The organism is Amycolatopsis plumensis (genome assembly GCF_042652605.1).
Taxonomy (GTDB): domain Bacteria; phylum Actinomycetota; class Actinomycetes; order Mycobacteriales; family Pseudonocardiaceae; genus Amycolatopsis; species Amycolatopsis plumensis.
Genome location: NZ_JBHSJY010000001.1, coordinates 865,672 through 883,725 on the forward strand (window position 1 = coordinate 865,672; position 18,054 = coordinate 883,725).

Below are 18,054 nucleotides of genomic sequence, written 5' to 3' on the forward strand. Positions count from 1 at the left end.
CAGTGAATGACTCATTCCTGGCGTCGGACGCCAGGAATGAGTCATTCACTGCGTTCGAAGGTCAGGGGGTGACGGGGTCGAGGTCCCAGGTCAGGGTGACGACCGTGCCCGACTCGCCGGAGGTGATGTCGGCGCGGTCGGCGCTCGCGCGGAGCAGCAGCAACCCCCGGCCCCGCAACGAAACCGGGCGGGTGTCCGGTACCGGGGTGCGCCACTGGCCGTGGTCGGTGATCACCACCTCGAGCCGGCCGGGGGACACCGACGCGTCGACGTCCACGAGACCGCCGTCCACACCGTCGTAGGCGTGGTCCGCCACGTTCGCCAGTGCCTCGTAGCTGGCCAGCACGATGTCGCCGGCCCGCTCCTCGTCGACGCCCGCCGCCAGCACCCACGCCATCAGGTCGTGCCGCAGGCGGCGGAGGGCGCCCGGCGCCGCGGGGACGTCGTGGCAGCGGAACGGTTCCGGCGTCATGTGAGTGCTTCGTCGACGGTCGGGTGGACGCCGATCCACGTGTCGAGCCCGGTCGTCTTCAACGGACCCGACGTCACCGGGGAATCGCTCACCACGCACAACGCGCGCTCGGCCAGCCTGCGGTGGGCCGCCGCGAGCACCTGCAGCCCCGCCGAGCAGAAGAACGTCACCTCGCGCAGATCGACCACCAGCTTCTCCGGCCCGCGGGCCAGCACCACGTCGACGACTTCCCCGAACTCCGGCGCACTGACCAGGTCGATCTCCCCCGCCACGGCCAGGACCGCGGCCCGGCCCCGCCAGTCGAGCGTCACCGCCAGCTCGGTGGCCGGCAGGTCCGGCGTCGAAGGGGTCACGGCCTCCCATCGTGCCGCACTCTCCGCCAAACGGCTACCTGTGCGGCAGCTTCACCACCGTCACCCAGAAATCGTCGATCTTCCGGACCACTTCGACGAACTTCTCGAAGTCGACCGGCTTGGTGACGTAGGCGTTGGCGTGCAGCTCGTAGCTGCGCAGGATGTCCTCCTCCGCTTCGGACGTGGTCAGCACGACCACCGGGATCGTGCGCAGCCCGGGGTCCTGTTTGATCTCGCCGAGCAGTTCCCGGCCGTCCTTGCGGGGCAGGTTGAGGTCGAGCAGGATCAGCCCCGGCCGCGGCGCCGCGCCGAACGGCCCTTCGCGCTTCAGGAACCGCAGCGCTTCGACGCCGTCTTCGGCGACGTGCAGCGGGTTGCGGATCTTGTGGTGCGCGAAGGCTTCCCGGGTCATCAGCACGTCACCCGGGTCGTCCTCGACGAGCAGGATGTCGATCGGGGTCGGCGCCTCGGTCATGCGGTCCCCTCGTCTTCGAGAGCCGGCAGGGTGAAGCGGAACGTGGTGTCCGCGGCCTCGGTGTCGAGCCAGATCCGGCCGCCGTGGTGCTCGACGATCCGGCGGCACAGGGCCAGACCGATCCCGGTGCCCGGGTACGCCGAGCGCGTGTGCAGCCGCTGGAACAGCGCGAACACCCGTTCCGCGTACTCAGCGTCGATGCCGATCCCGTTGTCCGTCACGGAGAACACCCAGTCGCCGCCGTCGCGCTCGGCGGTGACCCGGACCTCCGGCGGCGCCTCGCCCTTGAACTTCAGCGCGTTGCCGATGAGGTTCTGGAACACCGCCGTCATCAGCGCCGGCTCGACGCGGACCTCCGGCAGGTCGCCGCGGGACACCTTGCCGCCGCTGAGCGAAAGCGCGACCTCCAGGTTCGCGATCGCGTCGTCGACCAGCGCGCCCGCGTCGGCCACGACGTGCTCGCCCGGCTTCCGGCCGACCCGGGAGAACGCCAGCAGGTCGTTGATCAGGGTCTGCATCCGCTTCGCGCCGTCGACGGCGTACTCGATGTACTGCTCGCCCCGCTCGTCGAGCAGGCCCTGGTACCGCCGCTGGAGCAGCTGGCAGAAGCTGGCCACCTTCCGCAGCGGCTCCTGCAGGTCGTGCGAAGCGACGTAGGCGAACTGCTCCAGGTCGGCGTTGGACCGCTCCAGCTCCCGCGTGCGCCGGTCGAGCATCGCGTTGGTTTCTTCCGCCTCGCGCGTGCGCCGGTCCAGCATCGCGTTGGTTTCCTCCGCCTCGCGCGTGCGCCGATCCAGCAGGGCGTGCGCCTGCTCGAGCTCGGCGACCTCGTCGAGGATGCGCTGCCGCATCGCCTCGACGTCGGCGCCGAGCTGGGCGATCTCGCGCGGCCCGCTCCCGCTCACCGGGTGGTGGATGTCGGAATCCGCGACCCGGCGGACTTCGGCGGCCAGCCGCAGGATCGGCCGGGTGACGACCTGCCGCAGGCCGAGGAACAGCATCGCGAACAACACCAGGACCAGCGCGCCGACGACCACGAACATCGCGTTGAGGAAGCGCGCCGCCGCGTCGAGGTCGCTTCGGCCGCTGTCGCGCAGTGCGGCGAGGTGGTCGAGCTGGGCGTCGAGTGCCCGCCGCACGTCGACGAACAGCGTCCGGCCGCGCTCGACCTGGTCGGCGGTGACCGGCGGCGCGCCGGGGGCGATGGTGGGGGCGGCCGCGGCCTGCCAGGCGGTGGCCGCCCGCAGCACGGCGTCGAGGTCGTCACCGATCCGGGTGCCCGGGGCCGCGCCGAGCTGCCGCAGCTGCGCGACGGCGTCGGCCTGCGACCGCATTCCGTCCGTGTAGGGCACCAGGAACGCCGGCTGGCGGCCGAGCTGGTAGCCGCGGACCCCGCTCTCCTGGTTGAGCAGCGCGGTGGACAGCTGGATGGCGGCCAGCCGCTGCGGCGCGACCACGTCGAGCAGGCGAGTGCGCGCTTCGGTGAGGTTGTTCAGCGCGATGCCCGCGGCGATCAGCGCGGCGACCAGCAGCACGGTTTCGACGGCGGCCAGCAGCGCCAGGCGGCGGCGGATCGGCCGGCCACGTGCGTCAACGCTCATCGGCCTCGGCTTCCGGGTCGTGGGCTTCGGGGTCGTGGGCTTCGGGGTCGTGGCTGAGCAGGGCGAGGGCGACGTCGTCGTCGAGCGGGCCCGAGTTGAGCCGTTCGGCCCGGGCGATCAGCTCGTCGAGCAGGGCGTGGCCGTGGATCCCGGTCTCCCGCTTGATGTCGAGGACCAGCGCGGCCATCCGCTCGTGGCCCAGCCGCTCGGACCCGGCGCCGACCCGGCCCTCGAACACGCCGTCGGTGTACAGCAGCAGCGACCACCCCGGTTCCAGCGGCACGTCCACCGCGTCCCACTTGGCGCCTTCGACGACGCCGAGCGGGACGCCGAGGCGTTCGCGGGAGAGCAGGTGCCCGTCGCCCGGGGTGAGCAGCAGCGGCGGCAGGTGCCCGGCCAGCGACAGGCGCAGGGACCTGCGGTCGGGCGCGACGACGACCATGCAGACGGTGGCGAACAGCGGCTCGATCCGCTCGTGCACCAGGACCCGCTCGACCATGCTCAGCACGTCGGGCATCGGCAGGCCGGCCATCACCAGCGAGCGCCACGCGATCCGCAGCGCGACGCCGAGCGCGGCCTCGTCCGGGCCGTGGCCGCAGACGTCGCCGATCATCATGTGCACCGTGCCGTCGGCGAGCTCGATCGCGTCGTAGAAGTCGCCGCCGAGCAGGGAGCCGTTGCGGCCGGGCCGGTAGCGGGCGGCCAGGTCGAGGTGGGGGTCGCGCAGCAGCGGGCTGGGCAGCAGCCCGCGTTCGAGCCGCGCGTTCTCGCGCGCGAGCAGCTGCTGCTGGAGGAACTGCTGCTCGACCTGCTCGGCGCGCTTGCGTTCGCGGGCGAAGCGCAGGGCCTTCACCAGCAGCGGGCCGTCAACCTGGTCCTTGACGAGGTAGTCCTGCGCGCCGGCGGCGACCGCGGCGACCCCGGTGGCCTGGTCGTGCTGCCCGGTCAGGACGACCACCGCGACCCCCGGCGCGTGCTGCCCGAGCTTGGTCAGGCCGCCCAAGCCCATGGCGTCGGGCAGCTGCAGGTCGAGCACGACGCAGTCGGCGGTGAGCGGACCGCTGAGCGCGGCGGTGAGCGTCTCGACGCGTTCGAGCGCGTACGGCACGTCGGTGTCCGCCAACATCTCCTCGACCAGCAGCGCGTCGCCGTCGTCGTCCTCGATCAGGAGCACCCGCAGGCGCGTGCGGGGGTCCCACGATGAGTCGAGCGCGGCGGTCACCGGCGTCTCCCGTTCGGCTGCTCTTGAGCCAGCACATCCAGACGATCAACCCTAGCGGCACCGGCCGCGGCCGCCTACGGCCGTGGAACCGGTCCCACCGGGGAAGCGTTTTATAGCACCCCGGTGTGACACCGGATCGATAACGGTTCGGCTGCCGCCCGTGCCGGGACCGGACATCTCCCGCATACGCTGCGCGGATGCCCCGGTCCGCCGCGCTCGCCTGGTGGGGCGCGACGGCGTGCTGGTTCCTCGGCACGCTCGCCGGCCGCCTGACCGGTCACCGGAGCGAGGTCACCGGAGCGGTCCCGCTGCCGGTCGCCGTGCTCGTGTTCGCCGTCTGCGCGGGGGCTTTCGCGCTGCTCGTCCACGCTGCCCGCCGCGGGGTGAAGGGCGCCCACCCGGCGCTGGCGGTCGCCGGTGGGCTCGGCGTCGTCGACCTCGTGATTCAGCTCGTCGGAGACGTGGTCGCGCGCGACTTCGGGCACGGTGGGTTGTTCCTGGCCGCGCTGGTCTGCTCGGGTGCCGGGTTCAGGCTGATGTTCCGGTCCCGCTGAGCCGGTCAGAACAGGGGCTGTCCGCTGTTCTTCGCGGTGACGTAGGCCTGCCAGTCCCGGGTGACCTGGTCGGCGTAGCTCGCCGCGAAGGTCCGCGTCTCGGCCTGCAGGCCGGGAACCGACGTGATCGCGCCGTCGATCGCCGCGTCCGCCGAGTAGGTGAGGCCGGTGTCCGGGATGTCCTGGTCGGCGCGGGCGTGCGCGGCCGCCAGCAGGCGCCCGATGTCCCGGACGGTGTCGTCCCAGATCGCCGATGTCGTCAGGTCGCCGATCTTCAGGTCTTCGGCGAACGGAGACTTCTCCTTGACCAGCACCGGCGTGCTGCCGACGCTCGCCCAGCCCGCCAGGGGGTCCGACTGGCCGGCGAGCCAGCGCAGGGCCAGCGCGGGCCGCTGGCCGCCGGTGAGGGTGGTGGCGTTCGGCGCGAGCTGCTGGGGCGCCGGGTCGACCTCCTGCTTGAGCTCGAGGATCCGGTCGTCCGACGCCGAGGTCGTGTCGCCTTCGACGAGCACGTACCAGCGGAAGCGGCCGAGGCTGCCGGTGCCCGCGCCGGTCCGCCGCCGCACGTCCTTCACGACGGCTTCGGACGCCTTGAGCGGACGGCCCGCGGTCGTCCGGTACGCCGCGATCGCGGCCACGAGCTGCGTGCGGGTCGCCGCGGACACCGTCTGCAGCTGCGGGTCGGCCTTGAAGTGGCCGCCGGTGGTCCACTTCGCGATCAGGTCGGCCCGCTTGTCCCCCGCGGCGTCGTCGACGAGGTCCCCGACGAGGTCGGAGGTGTTGCCCGAGGTCAGCCGCCAGCTCGCTTCGTCGTTCGTCCCGTGGAACTTGGCGATCCACTGCGCGTACTCGGCGACGAAGGTGTCGACGTCGGCGGCGATCTGGCTCCCGCTGCGGCCGTCGGCCCGGCCGGCGAGCACGATCGACACGGCTTCGCGGCGCAGTTCCCACGTCCACGACCCGCGCCAGGCGTCGTCGGTGTCGGTGAGCGCGAACTGCTCTTCGTTGTCGGCGCCGCGGTCGGCGCCGGTGTTCTCCAGGTGCGCGTCGCCGGTCAGCCAGACGTCCCCGCCCGCGGTGGCGTACGCGGACGGCGGCAGTTCGCCCAGGTCGCGGTAGTAGAGCGGCGAGGTACCGCGGAAGAACGTCCACGCGTTCGACGCGAGCGCCTGCGTTCGCAGCGTCAGCTCGTCGTCGGTCGCGCCGCCGTTGAGCACGTGCAGCGCGTGGTCTCGGTCGTGGATCACCGCCACGGGATCCCGGCTCAGGCCGGCCGCCTCCCCCGGCGCGGCGGTGGCGAGCAGCGTGACAACGACCAGAGTTCCCACCGTGGTTCGACGCATTCCCCACGTATACGCGCGGGAAGTGAGCGGCAGTCAGCGCGCGGTCAACGTCAGGGCGAACGTGTTCCCCTCGCCCTGCACCAGCGAACTCAGGAACGCGGTGAACGCGCCACAGCCGGTCAGCGGCGGGATCGTGTACGTGCCGGTGACCGGGCCGCCCGTCGCCACCGCGAACCCGCTGCCGGTCCGCAGGTCGACCGGGATGGGCGCGCCCGCCCGGCAGCCCGGGTCGGCGACCGGCAGCCCGAAGAGCGTCACCTGCGGCAAGACCAGCGTGAACGCCGAGTGCGCGGTGAACCCGTCGTCGCGTAGTTCGCCGGTCTGCGGGCCGTCCGGGGTGAACTGCAGGTCCGCGCGGCCGGGCACGAACCCGAACGCCTTGAACTCCGCGCCGGTCCGGTCGAAGGTCGTCGCGAACTCCGGGCCGGCCGCGAGCGACCCGGTGAGCGGGGCGGTCGAGCCCAGTGCCTTCACCGCCGTCGACCCCGCCACGGTGTAGCGGTGCTGGGCCTGCGTGCTGCCGAGCTCGAAGCCGAGCAGCACCGGGTCCTGGCCGGGGTCGAGCGTGCACTCCGAGGTGAACGAGCCGAGCCCGGTGGCGGAACCGTCCGCCTTCTTCGGCGTCAGCCGGGTGCTGAACCCGCCGATGGTCAGCGTCGTCTTCCCGGCGTTCGGCAGCTGGACCGGCGGCACCGAACCGGACGCCGTGGCGGTGAACGCCCCCGACGGCGGCACCGCCGTCTTCGCCACCGTCAACGGGAGGCTCAGCGGCAGCGTCAGCGGGCCGTTGGCCAGCGTCACCCCTGCGGACGCCGTCCCTTCGATGCTCGCCCCGCCGACCAGGGCCAGGCCACGGGTGGACTTGTCCGGCACCGTCACCGAGACCGCGAGGTCCCCCGTCGTGAACGTCCCGCCCGGTGCGGACGGCACCTCGAAGGCAGCCTTGATCTCCACGGCGAGCTGCTGCCTGCCGATCAACGGGAACGGGCAGGTGAACGTCAGCTCCTCGTCGACCGGCGTCGACGCCGCCGCGGGCGTGGCGACGGCGGAAGCGAGCACGCAGGCGGCGAGCAACGACCGGGCGATCCGCACGGGCGCTCCCTTTCTCGAGGTTTCCGGACGTGGCACCGGCCCCCGCCGCGGCACGGTCAGCGCGCAGCGGGGGCCGGCAGATCGGGCTACTTCTTGGTGAGGGTCAGGTCCAGCGAGTTGCCGTCGCTCTTGGCGAAGGCGCTGACGATGTCGTTGAACGGACCGCAGTTCTGCAGCGCGGACAGCGAGTAGGTGCCCGACAGCTTGCCGCCCTTGAGCAGGTCGAAGTCGGGTCCGGTGGTCATTTCGCTGGTCGAGGGGCTGGTCGTGCCGCACTTCGGGTCGGTGCTGATCGGGATGCCGAACAGGTTGACCGTGGTGAGGAACGTGTCGAACTTGATGTGCGCCTTGAAGCCGGTGCCCACCAGCTCACCGGTCTGCGGGCCGTTCTGCACGACCTTGACGTCCGAGCTGCCCTGCAGGAAGCCGAACAGCTTGAACTCGGTGTGCGTCGGGTTCAGCTGCAGGTTGCCGGTGAACGTCTTGGCCGACAGGTTGACGTCGGCGTCGAACGAACCGGTGATCGGCGCGGTGCTGCCGAGCGACTTCAGCGCCGTCTGCCCGGTGATGCCGAAGGAGTACTTGATGCCCCCGCCCGGCGGCGTGGTCGTGGGCGGGGTCGTCACCGGCGGCGTGGTCGTCGGCGGCGTGGTGACCGGCGGGGTCGTGGTGGGCGGGGTCGTCGTCCCGCCGCCGCCGTTGATGGTGATCGTGGCCAGCGTGTTGTTCTGGCCGCTGTCCTGCGTGCAGGGCGCGTCGATCGTGCCGTCCGGCGTGATGCCGGTGACCGAGCCGTCGGCCTTGCGCGGGGTGACCTTGAGGTTCAGGTCGCCCACGGTGATCTTCGCCTGGCCGGCCTGGGTGAACGTCAGCGACGGCGTCTTGCCCGCCGCGTTGATGTTCATCTCACCGGACGCCGGGATGTTCGTCTTGTCCAGCGTGATCGGCACGCTGACCGGCAGGTTGAGGCTCGGCGCGGCGACGGTCGCGCTCGCCGTGGCGGTGCCCTCCAGCGTCGTGGCGCCGATCAGGCTCAGGCCGCTGACGGTGTCCGCGTTGATCGTGGACACGGCCTTGATGTCGAACGCGCCGGTCGGCTGCCCGGTGTTCACCGTGGTCGGCAGGTCGGTGTTGATCACCACCTTCAGCGACTGGGAACCCACCAGCGGGAAGGTGCAGTGGTAGTTCAGCGTCAGCGAAATCGGGTCGGCGGCGCTGGTCTGCGCCCCGGCGACGAGCGCGGTGGCGACGAGCCCGACCGCACCCGCGGCCGCGGCGGCCGCGACCGTCATTTTCTTGCCTCTTGGGTGACTCACGATGGTCCTTCCGTGTATCAACAGTGATACGAAACGGCGGCGCGTTCTCTGCAATCGCGGCCGGACCGTAAGCTAACGAGCGCCGATGGCACCGATCAAGGGCTTTCGGTAAAAAGGCCACACGGGCACCGCAAATTGTCACACCGGCACGCCAGACCACCCGGTTTCCTAGCAGGCCGGGGAAGGTTCCCCCAGCACAGGGGCATCATCGAACCGCTGATGCACGTAACAAAGCCGGTCCCCGAAATGTTTACGCACATGCCAACCGGCCATTCTCTTCTTGCTCGCGCGCGAGCGCGGCGCGTAGCTTCGAAACCCATGAAAAGAATGCACAGCGCGGTGCTCGTGATGTCGGTGGCCGCGCTCCTGTCGTGCGCCGCGTGCGCTTCCGACGCCCCGCCCGACCCCGGACGGCACGCCGACCCCGCGGCCCTCGCCTGGGTCGACAAGGTGTGCACCGGCGTGGCCGCGGGCTCGGCGAAGCTCTCGCAGCCGCCCGCCGTCGACGACGCCGACCCGGTGAAGACCCGCGACGCGATGGTGGACTTCCTGGGGCGCCTCGGTTCCGCACTGGAGGACATGGCGGGCGGCCTGCGCACGGCCGGCGTCCCCCCGGTCCCGGATGGACAGTCCGTTGTGGACAAAGCCACCGGCAACCTCACCGAGACGCAGAGCAAGCTGGCCGAGACGAAGACCCGGATGGCGCAGGCGAAGGTGACCGACCAGCCCAGCCTGCGCCAGGTCATTTCCGAAGCCGACGCGACGATGGGCAAGCTGGCCGATCCCGAAGGCCCGATCAAGGACCTCAAGGCCAACCCGGAACTCGACCTGGCCTTCAGCGAGTCCGCGACCTGCAAGCGCGTCTACGGGAGCGGCGCGTGAGCGCCCGCCGTGTGCTCGCCACGCTGGTGGCGCTGGTCCTGACCACGGCGTTCGCCCCCGCGGTGGCCACCGCCGAGCCCGCGCCGCCCGACGACACCTTCTACGTGCCGCCCTCGCCCTTGCCCGCGGGCCGGCCGGGTGACGTCATCCGGTGGCGGCCCTCGAACGCCGGCCCCCGGCACGCGTCCGTCGACGCCTGGCAGGTGATGTACCTGTCGACGAACGCGCTCGGGCAGCCCGACGCCGTCACCGGCACGGTCCTGGTGCCGAAGACCGCCGACCGCGCGACGGCGCCGATCGTCGCGTTCGCGCCGGGCACGCACGGCCCGGCGTTCGCCTGCACCCCGTCGAAGATGATCGACATCGGCGCCTTCTACGAGCAACCCGGCCTCGACGACCTGCTCGACGCGGGGTACGCCGTCGCCGTCCCGGACTACGAGGGTTACCAACCGGCGCCGAAGACGACGTACGTCGTGGGCCGGTCCGAAGGGCCCGCGGTGATCGACGCGGTCCGCGCGGCCCAGCGGCTCGGCGCGGCCGGGCTGTCGACGTCGGCGAAGGTCGTCTTCCGCGGGTACTCCCAGGGTGGCGGCGCCGCGGCGTGGGCGGGTGAGCTGCAGCCGTCGTACGCGCCGGAGCTGAACCTCGTCGGCGTCGCGGCCGGCGGCGTGCCGGCCGACCTGGTCCAGGTGACGCTGCAGCTCGACGGCAAGTTCGGCTTCGGCGTGTTCGCCTACGCCCTGCTCGGCCTCGACCAGGCGTACCCCGAGCTGCAGCTGGACTCGTTCCTCAGCGACAACGGCCGGGCGAAACTGGCCGAGATGAAGCAGAGCGCGTGCACGTTCGAGCTGCTCACGACGTACGCGAACCAGAAGATCGCGGACTACACGACCGGCCCGGGCTACATCAAGCCCGCGTGGGTGGCGCGGCTGAACGAGAACAAGCTCGGCGGGACCCCGCCGCGGGTGCCGGTGTTCCTCTACCACGCCACCGGCGACCAGCTGGTGCAGTTCGCGCAGGCCGACAGCCTGCACAAGACCTACTGCGCGGCCGGGGTCCAGGAGACCTGGAAGACCTACGACACCGACCACATCACGCTGGTCTACACCGGCAACGCCGACGTCCTGGCCTTCGTGCGGGACCGGATCGCCGGGAAACCGGCGACGGCGAACTGCTGATCAGCGGCTCCGGCCGCCGCGGGGGTGCTGCTGCCACGAGCTGATCACCGAGCTGACGTAGGAGCGCCACTGGTCCTCCGGCGACGCCGAGGTCGGGGTGGCGGTCGGCTCGGGCCCCGCGGGCTTGCGCCCCGCGCCGGGCGGCGCGCTCGTGGTCTCCGCCGTGGTGTGCCGGACCTCGGCGGTGAGCGGCGGGGCGGAGGCGGCGGCACTCATGGTCTCCACGGCTTGGCTGGAGGTCGGCGGCGGCGGCACGACCGGCGCGGGCGCGTCGGGCGGCGGCACGGCCGTCCCGCCCACCTGGCCCGGCTGGAGCAGCACGACCGCGGCCAGCCCGAGCCCGACGGCCGCCCCCGCGGCGAGGACGTACGGCTTCGCGCGGCGGGACCGGTCGGCGGGCGGCGCCTCCCGCGGACGGCTGTCATCGTCCTCGCTCGTGGCCAGCTCGGCATCGAGGATGGCCAGCGGATCGGGGGTGGGATCGGGCTCGGTGGCCGCCGCTTCTTCGGCGAGCTTCGCGTCGAGTTCACCGCGGATCATCAGCGGCTTCGTCTGCGAAAGGTTCACCAGCTCGGCGACCGAGGGGAGTTCGCCCTCACCGCCCGTGCGTGCCATCGAAAACCTCCACCCGTTCCGGCGTCACCTGGAGGAACCATGCCAGAGCCGCGAGAGCTGCTCCGCTTCGCCGTCGTCGGCCTGGCCGCGTACGGGGTCACACTACTGGGCGACTACAGCCTGAAGCTCACCGTGTGCCGGGAGAAGCCGGTGACGGCCCTCGCGATCGCCACGGTCGTCTCGACGGCGTTCGCGTACCTGCTGTCCCGCCGCTGGTCGTTCGCCTCGCGCGGCGGCCACCGGCGGCTGCGGGAGGCGACCCTGTTCTTCGCGGTCAACGCGGGCGCGGTGGCGGTGAACCTCGTGCCCGCGCTGGTGTCGCGGTACGTGCTGCACCTGTCGGTGCCGCACGTGGATCACCTGACGCAGGAGGTCGCGGACTTCGTCGCCGGGATGCTGCTGGGCACCCTGGCCGGGACGGCGTTCCGCTGGTTCGGGTACCGGCGGTGGGTGTTCCCGTCAGCGCCACCAGTCGGCGTCGCCGAGGGTGGCGAACCCGAGCTTCTCGTAGAGCGGCCGCCCGAGCTTCGAGGCGGTCAGCGTGACGGGCAGGTCGTCGAAGTGCCGTAGGACGGCGTGCATCAGCGCGCGCCCGACACCCTTCGAGCGGTGTTCGGGCAGCGTGGTCACCCAGTAGACGCCGACGACACCGCCGTGGGCCATCGTGAGGCACGCGCCCTGGGCGCCCTTGCGGAAGAACGCGGTGGCCTGGTCGAGGAGGCCTGCCGGGAAGACGCTGCCGGGCCGGTGGGGCTGGTACTCCTCCAGCGGGAAGCCGCGGACGATCAGGTCTTCGGCTTCGGCCAGGCCGGCGGCGGTTCCGATCCGCTCGACGCCGTCGGCTTCCGGGGCGGAGCCGGGCTCCCGGGCCATCACCGGCAGCTGCCCGGCGGACATCCCGAGCCCGGTCAGGTCGAGCACCCGGAACGGGTCTTCGACGACGACGGTCCGCCCGTCCGCGCGGCGCTTCCCGGCGAGTTCGGTCAGCGCCTCGACGGCAGCGGCGCCGGGCGCGGCGGTCCGCAGCATGATCCGGAACCGGCGGCCGTCGATCACGGTGAAGGCCGGGTGGTCCTCGACGTGGTCCCCGCGCGCGCGGGCCAGGGTGCTCCACATAGCAACGGCGTTGTCGGAGGCTTGGCGCAGGCGCTCGGTGAGCAATCCGGTCATGTCCGGCAGCCTAGAGCCGGACAACCACCCACCGGACCGTTTTCCCCGAGCCGCCCACCCACCCGACCCTCCGGGCACGCAAGCCGACCCTCCAGGTACGCACGCCGACCCTTCAGATACGCAGGCCGACCCTCCAGGTACGCGCGTCCGGGCTGGTCACGGCCAGCCGCGGGCCGGTCAGCCGCGGTCCGGCAGCGCCCGTTCGGCCAGCAGGGCCAGCTCCAGCCGCAGCCGCTCCGACGGGTCGTCCAGCTTCTCCCCGAACAACTCGCCCAGCTTCTTGAGCCGCGCGCGGATCGTCTGCGGGTGCAGGTCGAGCAACCGCCCCAGCTCGGGCGCGCTGCCGCGGGTCCGGACCAGCGCCAGCAGCGTCTCCGCCAGCTGCTCCCGCCGCCGCTCGGGCAACCCCGCCAGCGGCTCCAGCGTCGTCGAGGCCAGCTGGCCGACCAGGAACTCGTCCGCGAGCAGCAGCAACGTCGTCACGTGGTCGCGGCACCAGATGACCGGGCCCGGCGCGTCCAGCAGCCCGCGGGCGGCGAGGTCGACCGCGCGGCGGGCGATGCGAAAGGACTCCGGCGCCTCCGCCGGCGGGACCAGCGGGCCGACCGCCGCCGTCCAGCCCGGGGGCAGGTCCGTCAGTCCGATCAGGTCCACGTCCGGGGCCGGGGTCAGCGCGGCCGGTGGGTCGCCGGCCGGGTCGGCCGGGACGTGCTCCGGCAGCAGGCCGGGCGGGAGCTCCGGGGCGCCCGGCAACGCACGGAACGCCACCGCCGCCACCCGCTCGGGCACCGGCAGCCCGGACACCGCGATCAGACCGTCCACTTCCGACGGTGTCCGGCCGCCGAGCAGCGCGTGCAGCAGGCGCCGGTGCCGTTCGCCGGTGCCGGACACCGCGGCCTCGGCCGCGCTGTATCCCTCGGCGACGGCCGCCATCGACGTCTCGACGTCGGCGAACATCCCTTCGGCGGCGCCGTACAGGACGTCACCGGACAGGCCCGCTTCCCGCGCGATGTCGGCGATCCACCGCCAGGTGACCCGGCTCGACACGCGCACCGCCGCCTGCACGGCTTCGCGGCTGAGACCACTGTGGAACGCGTCGCGCCCGTGGCCGCGGAACCCGGCCAGCCGGTCGGCCTGCCACAGCGACGGCGTGCCGACGCGGTCGACGTCCCGCTCGATCCCGCGCCGCGCCAGCTCGATCGCGGTCGCGCGGCCGGGGCCGTCGCCGAATCTCCCGGAATAATCCGGAATCTCCGCGGCGATCGCGTCGATGCAGGCCCGGGCGATCTCGGGGATGCGCGGGCGGACCGCGTCACCGAGCTCCTGCGGCAGGCGGGACCACACGGAACTGTCCGAGGCAGCGGAACCGCGCATGGGGAATTCAGTCCTCCACTGGGAATTGGCTCCTCGGAAATCTGACACGGAGCGTAGAACGCGCACCCGTCCGTGTCAAAAGGACGTGTCGGCGTCACCCTTTCCGGGAACCGATCGTTGATTTTTCAGTGACACGTGCGTCGGATACGCTCGGCGCCCACGCACTCGAAGGGGGATTGGTGGTCGAGTACCGCAGCTTTCGCCTGCTGGCTTCGCTGCCGCGCGCGCTCGGCGCGGGATTGCGCCCGCACGTCGGGCACGCGGCGGCCTCGATGATCCAGGAGGTGCAGCGCACGGTGCCGGCCTACGGCCAGCCGCTCAAGGGCGTGTTCGGCAAGGTGCTGGTGAAGAGCGTCGAGTTCGCGGTGCAGCACTGCATCGATTCGATGGGCGAGCCGGCGCTGGGCCACGAGCACTGGATCGAGTTCTACCGCGGCCGCGGCCGGATCGAGTTCACCGAGGGCCGCAACCTCGACGCGCTGCAGGACAGCGCCACGATCGGGGCCCGGGTGGCCTGGCGCGCGATGCACCCGGCGGTGGTCGCCGCCGGCGTCGACCCGGCCGTCATCTCGGTGGCCGCGGAGGCCATCTTCGCCTACGTCGACGAGCTGTGCGCGACCGCGATCGAGGGCTACCAGCAGGCGCAGGCCGAGGCCGAGGGCGCCGTCCCGGTCCGGCGTCGCCGGTTGCTGGAGCTGATCGCGGGCGCCCCGGAGGGCGCGGCGAGCAGCATCGCGGGCCTGGCCGGCGGGGCGGGCTGGCCGCTGCCGGAGACGGCGGCGATGGTGGCCCTCGAACGCGGCCCAGACGCGGCGGACTTCCCGGCGGACCTGCTCGGCGACGGCGTCCTGGCCGACCTCGACGGGCCGGAGCCGTACCTGCTGACCAGCGACCCGGACGCCGACCTGGCCCCGCTGACGGCCAAGCTCGACGGCTGGCGCGCGGCGGTGTCCCCGACGGTCCCGCTGGTCGACGCCCCGGCCGCGCTGCGCACGGCCCGCCGGGCGCTGCTGCTGTCCGGCCCGGACGTTCCCGGCCCGATCATCTGGTGCCGCGACCACCTCGCGACGCTCTGGCTGCTGGCCGAGGACTTCCTGGCGGCCGAGCTGGCCCGGCAGAGCCTGGATCCGTTCGCGTCGCTGAGCGAGAAGCAGCGGGAGCGGCTGAGCGAGACGCTGCTGGCCTGGCTGGAGACGCGCGGGGGTGCGCCGGAGATCGCGCAGCGGCTGGGGGTGCACCCGCAGACGGTCCGCAACCGCCTGCGCCAGCTCGAGGAGCTCTTCGGGGAGCGTCTGAAGGACGCCGACGACCGCTTGGGGATGCAGCTGGCCCTGCGGGCGCAGCGGCTGATGCGTGCTCACCGGCCCCCGGAGGGCTGAGCGGCCGCTGGTGCGGCGAACGTTGTGGACAACTCCGGGCGCGGCCCGGACTTGTGGACAACTCCGGGTGCGGCCCCGCGCGCGGGACCGGAATTGTCAGTGGCCGCGAGTAACGTTGAAACCGGGGGTCCCCCAAGCGGCCGGGAGCTTCGGCGCGTCCGGAGATCCGGCGCGGCCGGCCCCGTGCCCCGCCACGCTCACCAGCCGGTCCAGCGCGCGCACCGGCATCGGCAGCACCCGCCGCCACGGGCGGCGGCCCGACCACCCCGGCCGCGGCCCCTGGTGAACGAAATGGAAACTCGCGCGGCAGGACATCAGCGCGTCCGGTGCGTCATTGCGACCATGCCTCCGAGGATTACCGGATACCGGCGGAATGTCGATACGCATTCCCGGTGACGCCGCGAAAACCCGCACGCGCCGCCGCCTTTCCGCAATCGGACTTGTCACGCCCGTCCGTGATTCCCCGGCGGTGGCGTTCACCACATCCGCGGCAGCAGTCGGATGCCCTAATTTCCCCTTCGCGAGAAAGGCCGCCCATGACCGTCAAGACCCTCACCCTCCACGGCCGCCGCCTCCGGCTGCACGACCACCTGCCGCACGCAAGCGAGAGCGACGAAGCGGTCGTGCTGCTGCACGGGATCGCCGGCAGCGCCGAAACCTGGGCGCCGGTGCTGGAGCGCTGCGCCCGGCTCGGCCGCCGCGTGCTGGCCCTCGACCTGCCCGGCCACGGCGAATCCGAGGCACCCCGTGCCGACTACGGGCTCGGCGCGCTGGCGAGCACCGTGCGGGACGTCCTCGCGGTGTCCGGGGTGCGGCACGCGACCGTCGTCGGACACTCGCTCGGCGGCGGCATCGCGCTGCAGTTCGCCTACCAGTTCCCGGAAATGTGCGACCGCCTCGTGCTGGTGGGCAGCGCCGGCCTGGGCCCGGAGGTGAGCCCGGTGCTGCGGGCCGCTGCCCTGCCGGGCGCACCGGCCACAATGGCCCTCGCGGTCAACCGGGTGACGCTCGCGCTCGCGCGGGCGGCCGCCCGGCTCGGACGACGGCTCGGCGGGTCGTTGAAAACTGAAACACGGGAACTGGTCAGGCATTTCGCCTCGCTGGCCGACCCCGCGCGCCGCCGGGCGTTCCTGTTCATCGCGCGCAGCCTGATCGACCTGCGCGGCCAGCGCGCGAGCGCCGTCGACAAGCTCTACCTCGCCGAAGCCGTGCCGGTCCTGCTGGTCTGGGGCGAGCGCGACCCGCTCATCCCGGTCGCGCACGGCCGCCGGACCGCCGCGCTGCTGCCGAACAGCCACTTGACCGTTCTGGAAAACGTGAAACACTTTCCGCACGTGGCCGAGCCGGATCGGTTCTGCGCGCTGCTCAACGAGTTCCTCGCGGAGACCGCGCCCGCCCGGCTCACGCTCGACGACGTCGTCACGCGGCTGACAACCCCGGAACCGCTCGCCTGAAAAGTTGTCACGCGCGCACCATCGGCGCCCGCCGGAAGTGTCACCTCCTCCCGCGCCGTTCCACCCGTTCGGGTGTAGTCCGGACGGGTTACCGCAAAGTCAGCGGAGAACCCGTTGACAGTGCCGTTCACACGAAATTATGTTGCCTGAGCCACAAAAACCGGATCGGCGTTCCCGCCGACGAGGCCGATTTTGTTGCCAGCAAGGATAAAACACATGACCGACGTGGACACTGGAGTCTCCGTACCCGTCCTGCGGGCCGGACGGCCGCACCCCGGCGAGCGCACTCCCGGACCGGCCTACCGGCAGCAGTCCGTGTCGGCCGACCGGCCCCGCCCTGCCTACCCGCCCGCGCCGCGCACCCCGGCGGATCCCCGGCCCGGCCGGGCTTCCGGCGCGATCGGGCTGTGGGCGTCCCTGCCGCGCGAGCTGGCGATCCGCTTCAAGCCGCGGGTCGACCCGCTCGCCCGCGCCATCCTGCAGGAGGTGCAGCGGGCGGTGCCCGAGTACCGCCAGCCGCTGGAGGGCGCGTTCGGGCACATCATCACGCAGGGTGTCCGGCAGTCGATCATCCAGTGCCTCGACAGTGTCGGCACCCCCGGTGCCGTGCCGCTCGAGACGTGGACGACCGTGTTCCGCAACCTCGGCAAGATCGAGTTCAACGAGGGCCGCAGCCTCGACTGCCTGCAGACCGCCTACCGGGTCGGCGGCCGGGTCGCCTGGCGGCACATCAGCGAGTTCGGGCAGGCCGCCGGCGTCTCCGCGGACACGCTGTGCACCAGCGCCGAAGCCATCTTCGCCTACGTCGATGAGATCTCCGCCCTCTCGATCGAGGGCTACACGGCGGCCCAGACGCGCGCTGCGGGCACCCGCGCGCGCCGCCGCCGGCGGCTGCTGGAGCTGCTGCTGGCCGATCCGCCGTCCGCGCCCCAGACCATCACCGCGCAGGCCGCCACGGCGCAGTGGACCCTGCCGGCCGAAGTCACCGTCGTCGCCCTCGAACCCCGCGCCGACCAGCACAGTCTCGCCGCACCGGACCTGCACTCCGACGTCCTCGTGGACCTGGAGGGCAGCGAGCCGTGCCTGGTCACCGGTGCCCCGGAGAAGCACCTGAGGAACCTCGCCGAGCGGCTGCCGGGCTGGCGCGCGGTGATCGGCCCGACCGTGCGGCTCACCGACGCGCCGCGCTCGCTGCTGTGGGCGCGCCGCACGCTCAAGCTGGTCCAGCGCGGCGTCCTGCCGGACGCGCCGGTGACGCGCTGCACCGACCACCTGTCCACGCTCTGGCTGCTCGCCGACGAGTTCCTCGTCCGCGAACTGTGCGCGCGCAGCCTCCAGCCGTTCAAGGACCTCACGCCCAAGCAGCGGGCGCGGCTCGGGGAGACGCTGCTGATCTGGCTGCAGTCCCGCGGCAGCGCCCCCGAAATCGCGAAGAAGCTCAAGGTGCACCCGCAGACCGTCCGGTACCGCATGCACCAGCTGATCGATCTGTTCGGCGACCGGCTCAACAACGCCGACGACCGGCTCGACATGGAGATCGCGCTGCGTGCGGAGGCACTTCTCGGTTCCTGACT

Annotated in this window: 19 protein-coding genes; 7 read left to right on the forward strand and 12 right to left on the reverse strand. The window is 72.4% G+C overall.

The annotated features are described in order from the left end of the window. Positions 1-61: 61 nt before the first annotated feature. From ACFPLC_RS04145 to ACFPLC_RS04165, 5 genes are read right to left on the reverse strand one after another with little or no spacing between them, the layout of a single operon-like run. On the reverse strand, positions 62-472 hold the full coding sequence (locus ACFPLC_RS04145; RefSeq protein WP_378188545.1) for an ATP-binding protein: 411 nt from the start codon (positions 470-472) through the stop codon (positions 62-64). After that, complete coding sequence (locus ACFPLC_RS04150; RefSeq protein ID WP_244211068.1) at positions 469-825, reverse strand: STAS domain-containing protein; 357 nt, start codon at positions 823-825, stop codon at positions 469-471. The genes ACFPLC_RS04145 and ACFPLC_RS04150 overlap by 4 nt, the downstream gene beginning before the upstream one ends. 34 nt (positions 826-859) lie before the next feature. After that, a complete protein-coding gene (locus ACFPLC_RS04155; protein ID WP_378188547.1) occupies positions 860-1,300 on the reverse strand; it encodes a response regulator in 441 nt (146 codons plus the stop codon). Continuing rightward, positions 1,297-2,901 carry a sensor histidine kinase gene (locus ACFPLC_RS04160; protein WP_378188548.1) on the reverse strand — a complete coding sequence of 535 codons (1,605 nt, stop codon included), beginning with the start codon at positions 2,899-2,901 and terminating at the stop codon, positions 1,297-1,299. The genes ACFPLC_RS04155 and ACFPLC_RS04160 overlap by 4 nt, the downstream gene beginning before the upstream one ends. Beyond that, positions 2,891-4,123 carry a PP2C family protein-serine/threonine phosphatase gene (locus tag ACFPLC_RS04165; RefSeq protein WP_378188549.1) on the reverse strand — a complete coding sequence of 411 codons (1,233 nt, stop codon included), beginning with the start codon at positions 4,121-4,123 and terminating at the stop codon, positions 2,891-2,893. Before ACFPLC_RS04165 ends, ACFPLC_RS04160 begins: the two co-directional genes overlap by 11 nt. 197 nt (positions 4,124-4,320) lie before the next feature. Here ACFPLC_RS04165 and ACFPLC_RS04170 point away from each other — a divergent pair, with 197 nt between their 5' ends. Next, on the forward strand, positions 4,321-4,677 hold the full coding sequence (locus ACFPLC_RS04170) for a hypothetical protein (protein ID WP_378188550.1): 357 nt from the start codon (positions 4,321-4,323) through the stop codon (positions 4,675-4,677). Positions 4,678-4,682: 5 nt separating this feature from the next. On the opposite strand, the gene ACFPLC_RS04175 is transcribed toward ACFPLC_RS04170, so the two are convergent. The 3 genes from ACFPLC_RS04175 to ACFPLC_RS04185 form a co-directional block, all read right to left on the reverse strand. Continuing rightward, complete coding sequence (locus tag ACFPLC_RS04175) at positions 4,683-6,020, reverse strand: DUF2252 family protein (RefSeq protein WP_378188551.1); 1,338 nt, start codon at positions 6,018-6,020, stop codon at positions 4,683-4,685. 33 nt (positions 6,021-6,053) lie between these two features. Continuing rightward, a complete protein-coding gene (locus ACFPLC_RS04180; protein WP_378188552.1) occupies positions 6,054-7,112 on the reverse strand; it encodes a DUF6801 domain-containing protein in 1,059 nt (352 codons plus the stop codon). 86 nt (positions 7,113-7,198) lie between these two features. Then, entirely contained in the window at positions 7,199-8,428 is a 1,230-nt protein-coding gene (locus ACFPLC_RS04185) for a DUF6801 domain-containing protein (RefSeq protein ID WP_378188553.1), read from the reverse strand. Positions 8,429-8,746: 318 nt separating this feature from the next. Between ACFPLC_RS04185 and ACFPLC_RS04190 the strand changes: the two genes are divergently transcribed. Continuing rightward, a complete protein-coding gene (locus ACFPLC_RS04190; protein ID WP_378188554.1) occupies positions 8,747-9,310 on the forward strand; it encodes a hypothetical protein in 564 nt (187 codons plus the stop codon). Next, positions 9,307-10,488: a lipase family protein gene (locus tag ACFPLC_RS04195; protein ID WP_191314767.1), complete on the forward strand. Its 1,182-nt coding sequence runs from the start codon at positions 9,307-9,309 to the stop codon at positions 10,486-10,488. The genes ACFPLC_RS04190 and ACFPLC_RS04195 overlap by 4 nt, the downstream gene beginning before the upstream one ends. On the opposite strand, the gene ACFPLC_RS04200 is transcribed toward ACFPLC_RS04195, so the two are convergent. Further along, complete coding sequence (locus ACFPLC_RS04200; protein WP_378188555.1) at positions 10,489-11,103, reverse strand: hypothetical protein; 615 nt, start codon at positions 11,101-11,103, stop codon at positions 10,489-10,491. Between the two features lie 39 nt (positions 11,104-11,142). Between ACFPLC_RS04200 and ACFPLC_RS04205 the strand changes: the two genes are divergently transcribed. Next, positions 11,143-11,673, forward strand: a complete 531-nt coding sequence (locus tag ACFPLC_RS04205) for a GtrA family protein (protein WP_191314769.1) — start codon at positions 11,143-11,145, stop codon at positions 11,671-11,673. Here the strand turns inward: ACFPLC_RS04205 and ACFPLC_RS04210 are convergent. Then, entirely contained in the window at positions 11,563-12,273 is a 711-nt protein-coding gene (locus ACFPLC_RS04210) for a GNAT family N-acetyltransferase (RefSeq protein ID WP_378188557.1), read from the reverse strand. The genes ACFPLC_RS04205 and ACFPLC_RS04210 overlap by 111 nt on opposite strands. A gap of 177 nt (positions 12,274-12,450) precedes the next feature. Further along, positions 12,451-13,647, reverse strand: a complete 1,197-nt coding sequence (locus tag ACFPLC_RS04215; RefSeq protein ID WP_378188559.1) for an RsbRD N-terminal domain-containing protein — start codon at positions 13,645-13,647, stop codon at positions 12,451-12,453. 176 nt (positions 13,648-13,823) lie between these two features. Between ACFPLC_RS04215 and ACFPLC_RS04220 the strand changes: the two genes are divergently transcribed. After that, on the forward strand, positions 13,824-15,026 hold the full coding sequence (locus tag ACFPLC_RS04220) for an RsbRD N-terminal domain-containing protein (protein ID WP_378189058.1): 1,203 nt from the start codon (positions 13,824-13,826) through the stop codon (positions 15,024-15,026). A gap of 96 nt (positions 15,027-15,122) precedes the next feature. Here the strand turns inward: ACFPLC_RS04220 and ACFPLC_RS04225 are convergent, their stop codons facing one another. Beyond that, positions 15,123-15,341 (reverse strand): hypothetical protein, encoded by a 219-nt coding sequence (locus ACFPLC_RS04225; RefSeq protein WP_378235698.1) that lies wholly within the window; start codon positions 15,339-15,341, stop codon positions 15,123-15,125. Between the two features lie 221 nt (positions 15,342-15,562). On the opposite strand from ACFPLC_RS04225, the gene ACFPLC_RS04230 reads away from it, so the two are divergent. Both ACFPLC_RS04230 and ACFPLC_RS04235 read left to right on the forward strand, forming a co-directional pair. Then, entirely contained in the window at positions 15,563-16,480 is a 918-nt protein-coding gene (locus ACFPLC_RS04230) for an alpha/beta fold hydrolase (protein ID WP_378188560.1), read from the forward strand. Positions 16,481-16,696: 216 nt separating this feature from the next. Continuing rightward, on the forward strand, positions 16,697-18,052 hold the full coding sequence (locus tag ACFPLC_RS04235) for an RsbRD N-terminal domain-containing protein (protein WP_378188562.1): 1,356 nt from the start codon (positions 16,697-16,699) through the stop codon (positions 18,050-18,052). Positions 18,053-18,054 lie beyond the last annotated feature (2 nt).

Bases quoted from the DNA above. Each gene is read 5' to 3' on its own strand.
- ACFPLC_RS04145 (WP_378188545.1), bottom strand. From the start codon at position 472: ATGACGCCGGAACCGTTCCGCTGCCACGACGTCCCCGCGGCGCCGGGC.
- ACFPLC_RS04155 (WP_378188547.1), bottom strand. From the start codon at position 1,300: ATGACCGAGGCGCCGACCCCGATCGACATCCTGCTCGTCGAGGACGAC.
- ACFPLC_RS04160 (WP_378188548.1), bottom strand. From the start codon at position 2,901: ATGAGCGTTGACGCACGTGGCCGGCCGATCCGCCGCCGCCTGGCGCTG.
- ACFPLC_RS04170 (WP_378188550.1), top strand. From the start codon at position 4,321: ATGCCCCGGTCCGCCGCGCTCGCCTGGTGGGGCGCGACGGCGTGCTGG.
- ACFPLC_RS04175 (WP_378188551.1), bottom strand. From the start codon at position 6,020: ATGCGTCGAACCACGGTGGGAACTCTGGTCGTTGTCACGCTGCTCGCC.
- ACFPLC_RS04190 (WP_378188554.1), top strand. From the start codon at position 8,747: ATGAAAAGAATGCACAGCGCGGTGCTCGTGATGTCGGTGGCCGCGCTC.
- ACFPLC_RS04200 (WP_378188555.1), bottom strand. From the start codon at position 11,103: ATGGCACGCACGGGCGGTGAGGGCGAACTCCCCTCGGTCGCCGAGCTG.
- ACFPLC_RS04205 (WP_191314769.1), top strand. From the start codon at position 11,143: ATGCCAGAGCCGCGAGAGCTGCTCCGCTTCGCCGTCGTCGGCCTGGCC.
- ACFPLC_RS04210 (WP_378188557.1), bottom strand. From the start codon at position 12,273: ATGACCGGATTGCTCACCGAGCGCCTGCGCCAAGCCTCCGACAACGCC.
- ACFPLC_RS04215 (WP_378188559.1), bottom strand. From the start codon at position 13,647: ATGCGCGGTTCCGCTGCCTCGGACAGTTCCGTGTGGTCCCGCCTGCCG.
- ACFPLC_RS04225 (WP_378235698.1), bottom strand. From the start codon at position 15,341: ATGTCCTGCCGCGCGAGTTTCCATTTCGTTCACCAGGGGCCGCGGCCG.
- ACFPLC_RS04230 (WP_378188560.1), top strand. From the start codon at position 15,563: ATGACCGTCAAGACCCTCACCCTCCACGGCCGCCGCCTCCGGCTGCAC.
- ACFPLC_RS04235 (WP_378188562.1), top strand. From the start codon at position 16,697: ATGACCGACGTGGACACTGGAGTCTCCGTACCCGTCCTGCGGGCCGGA.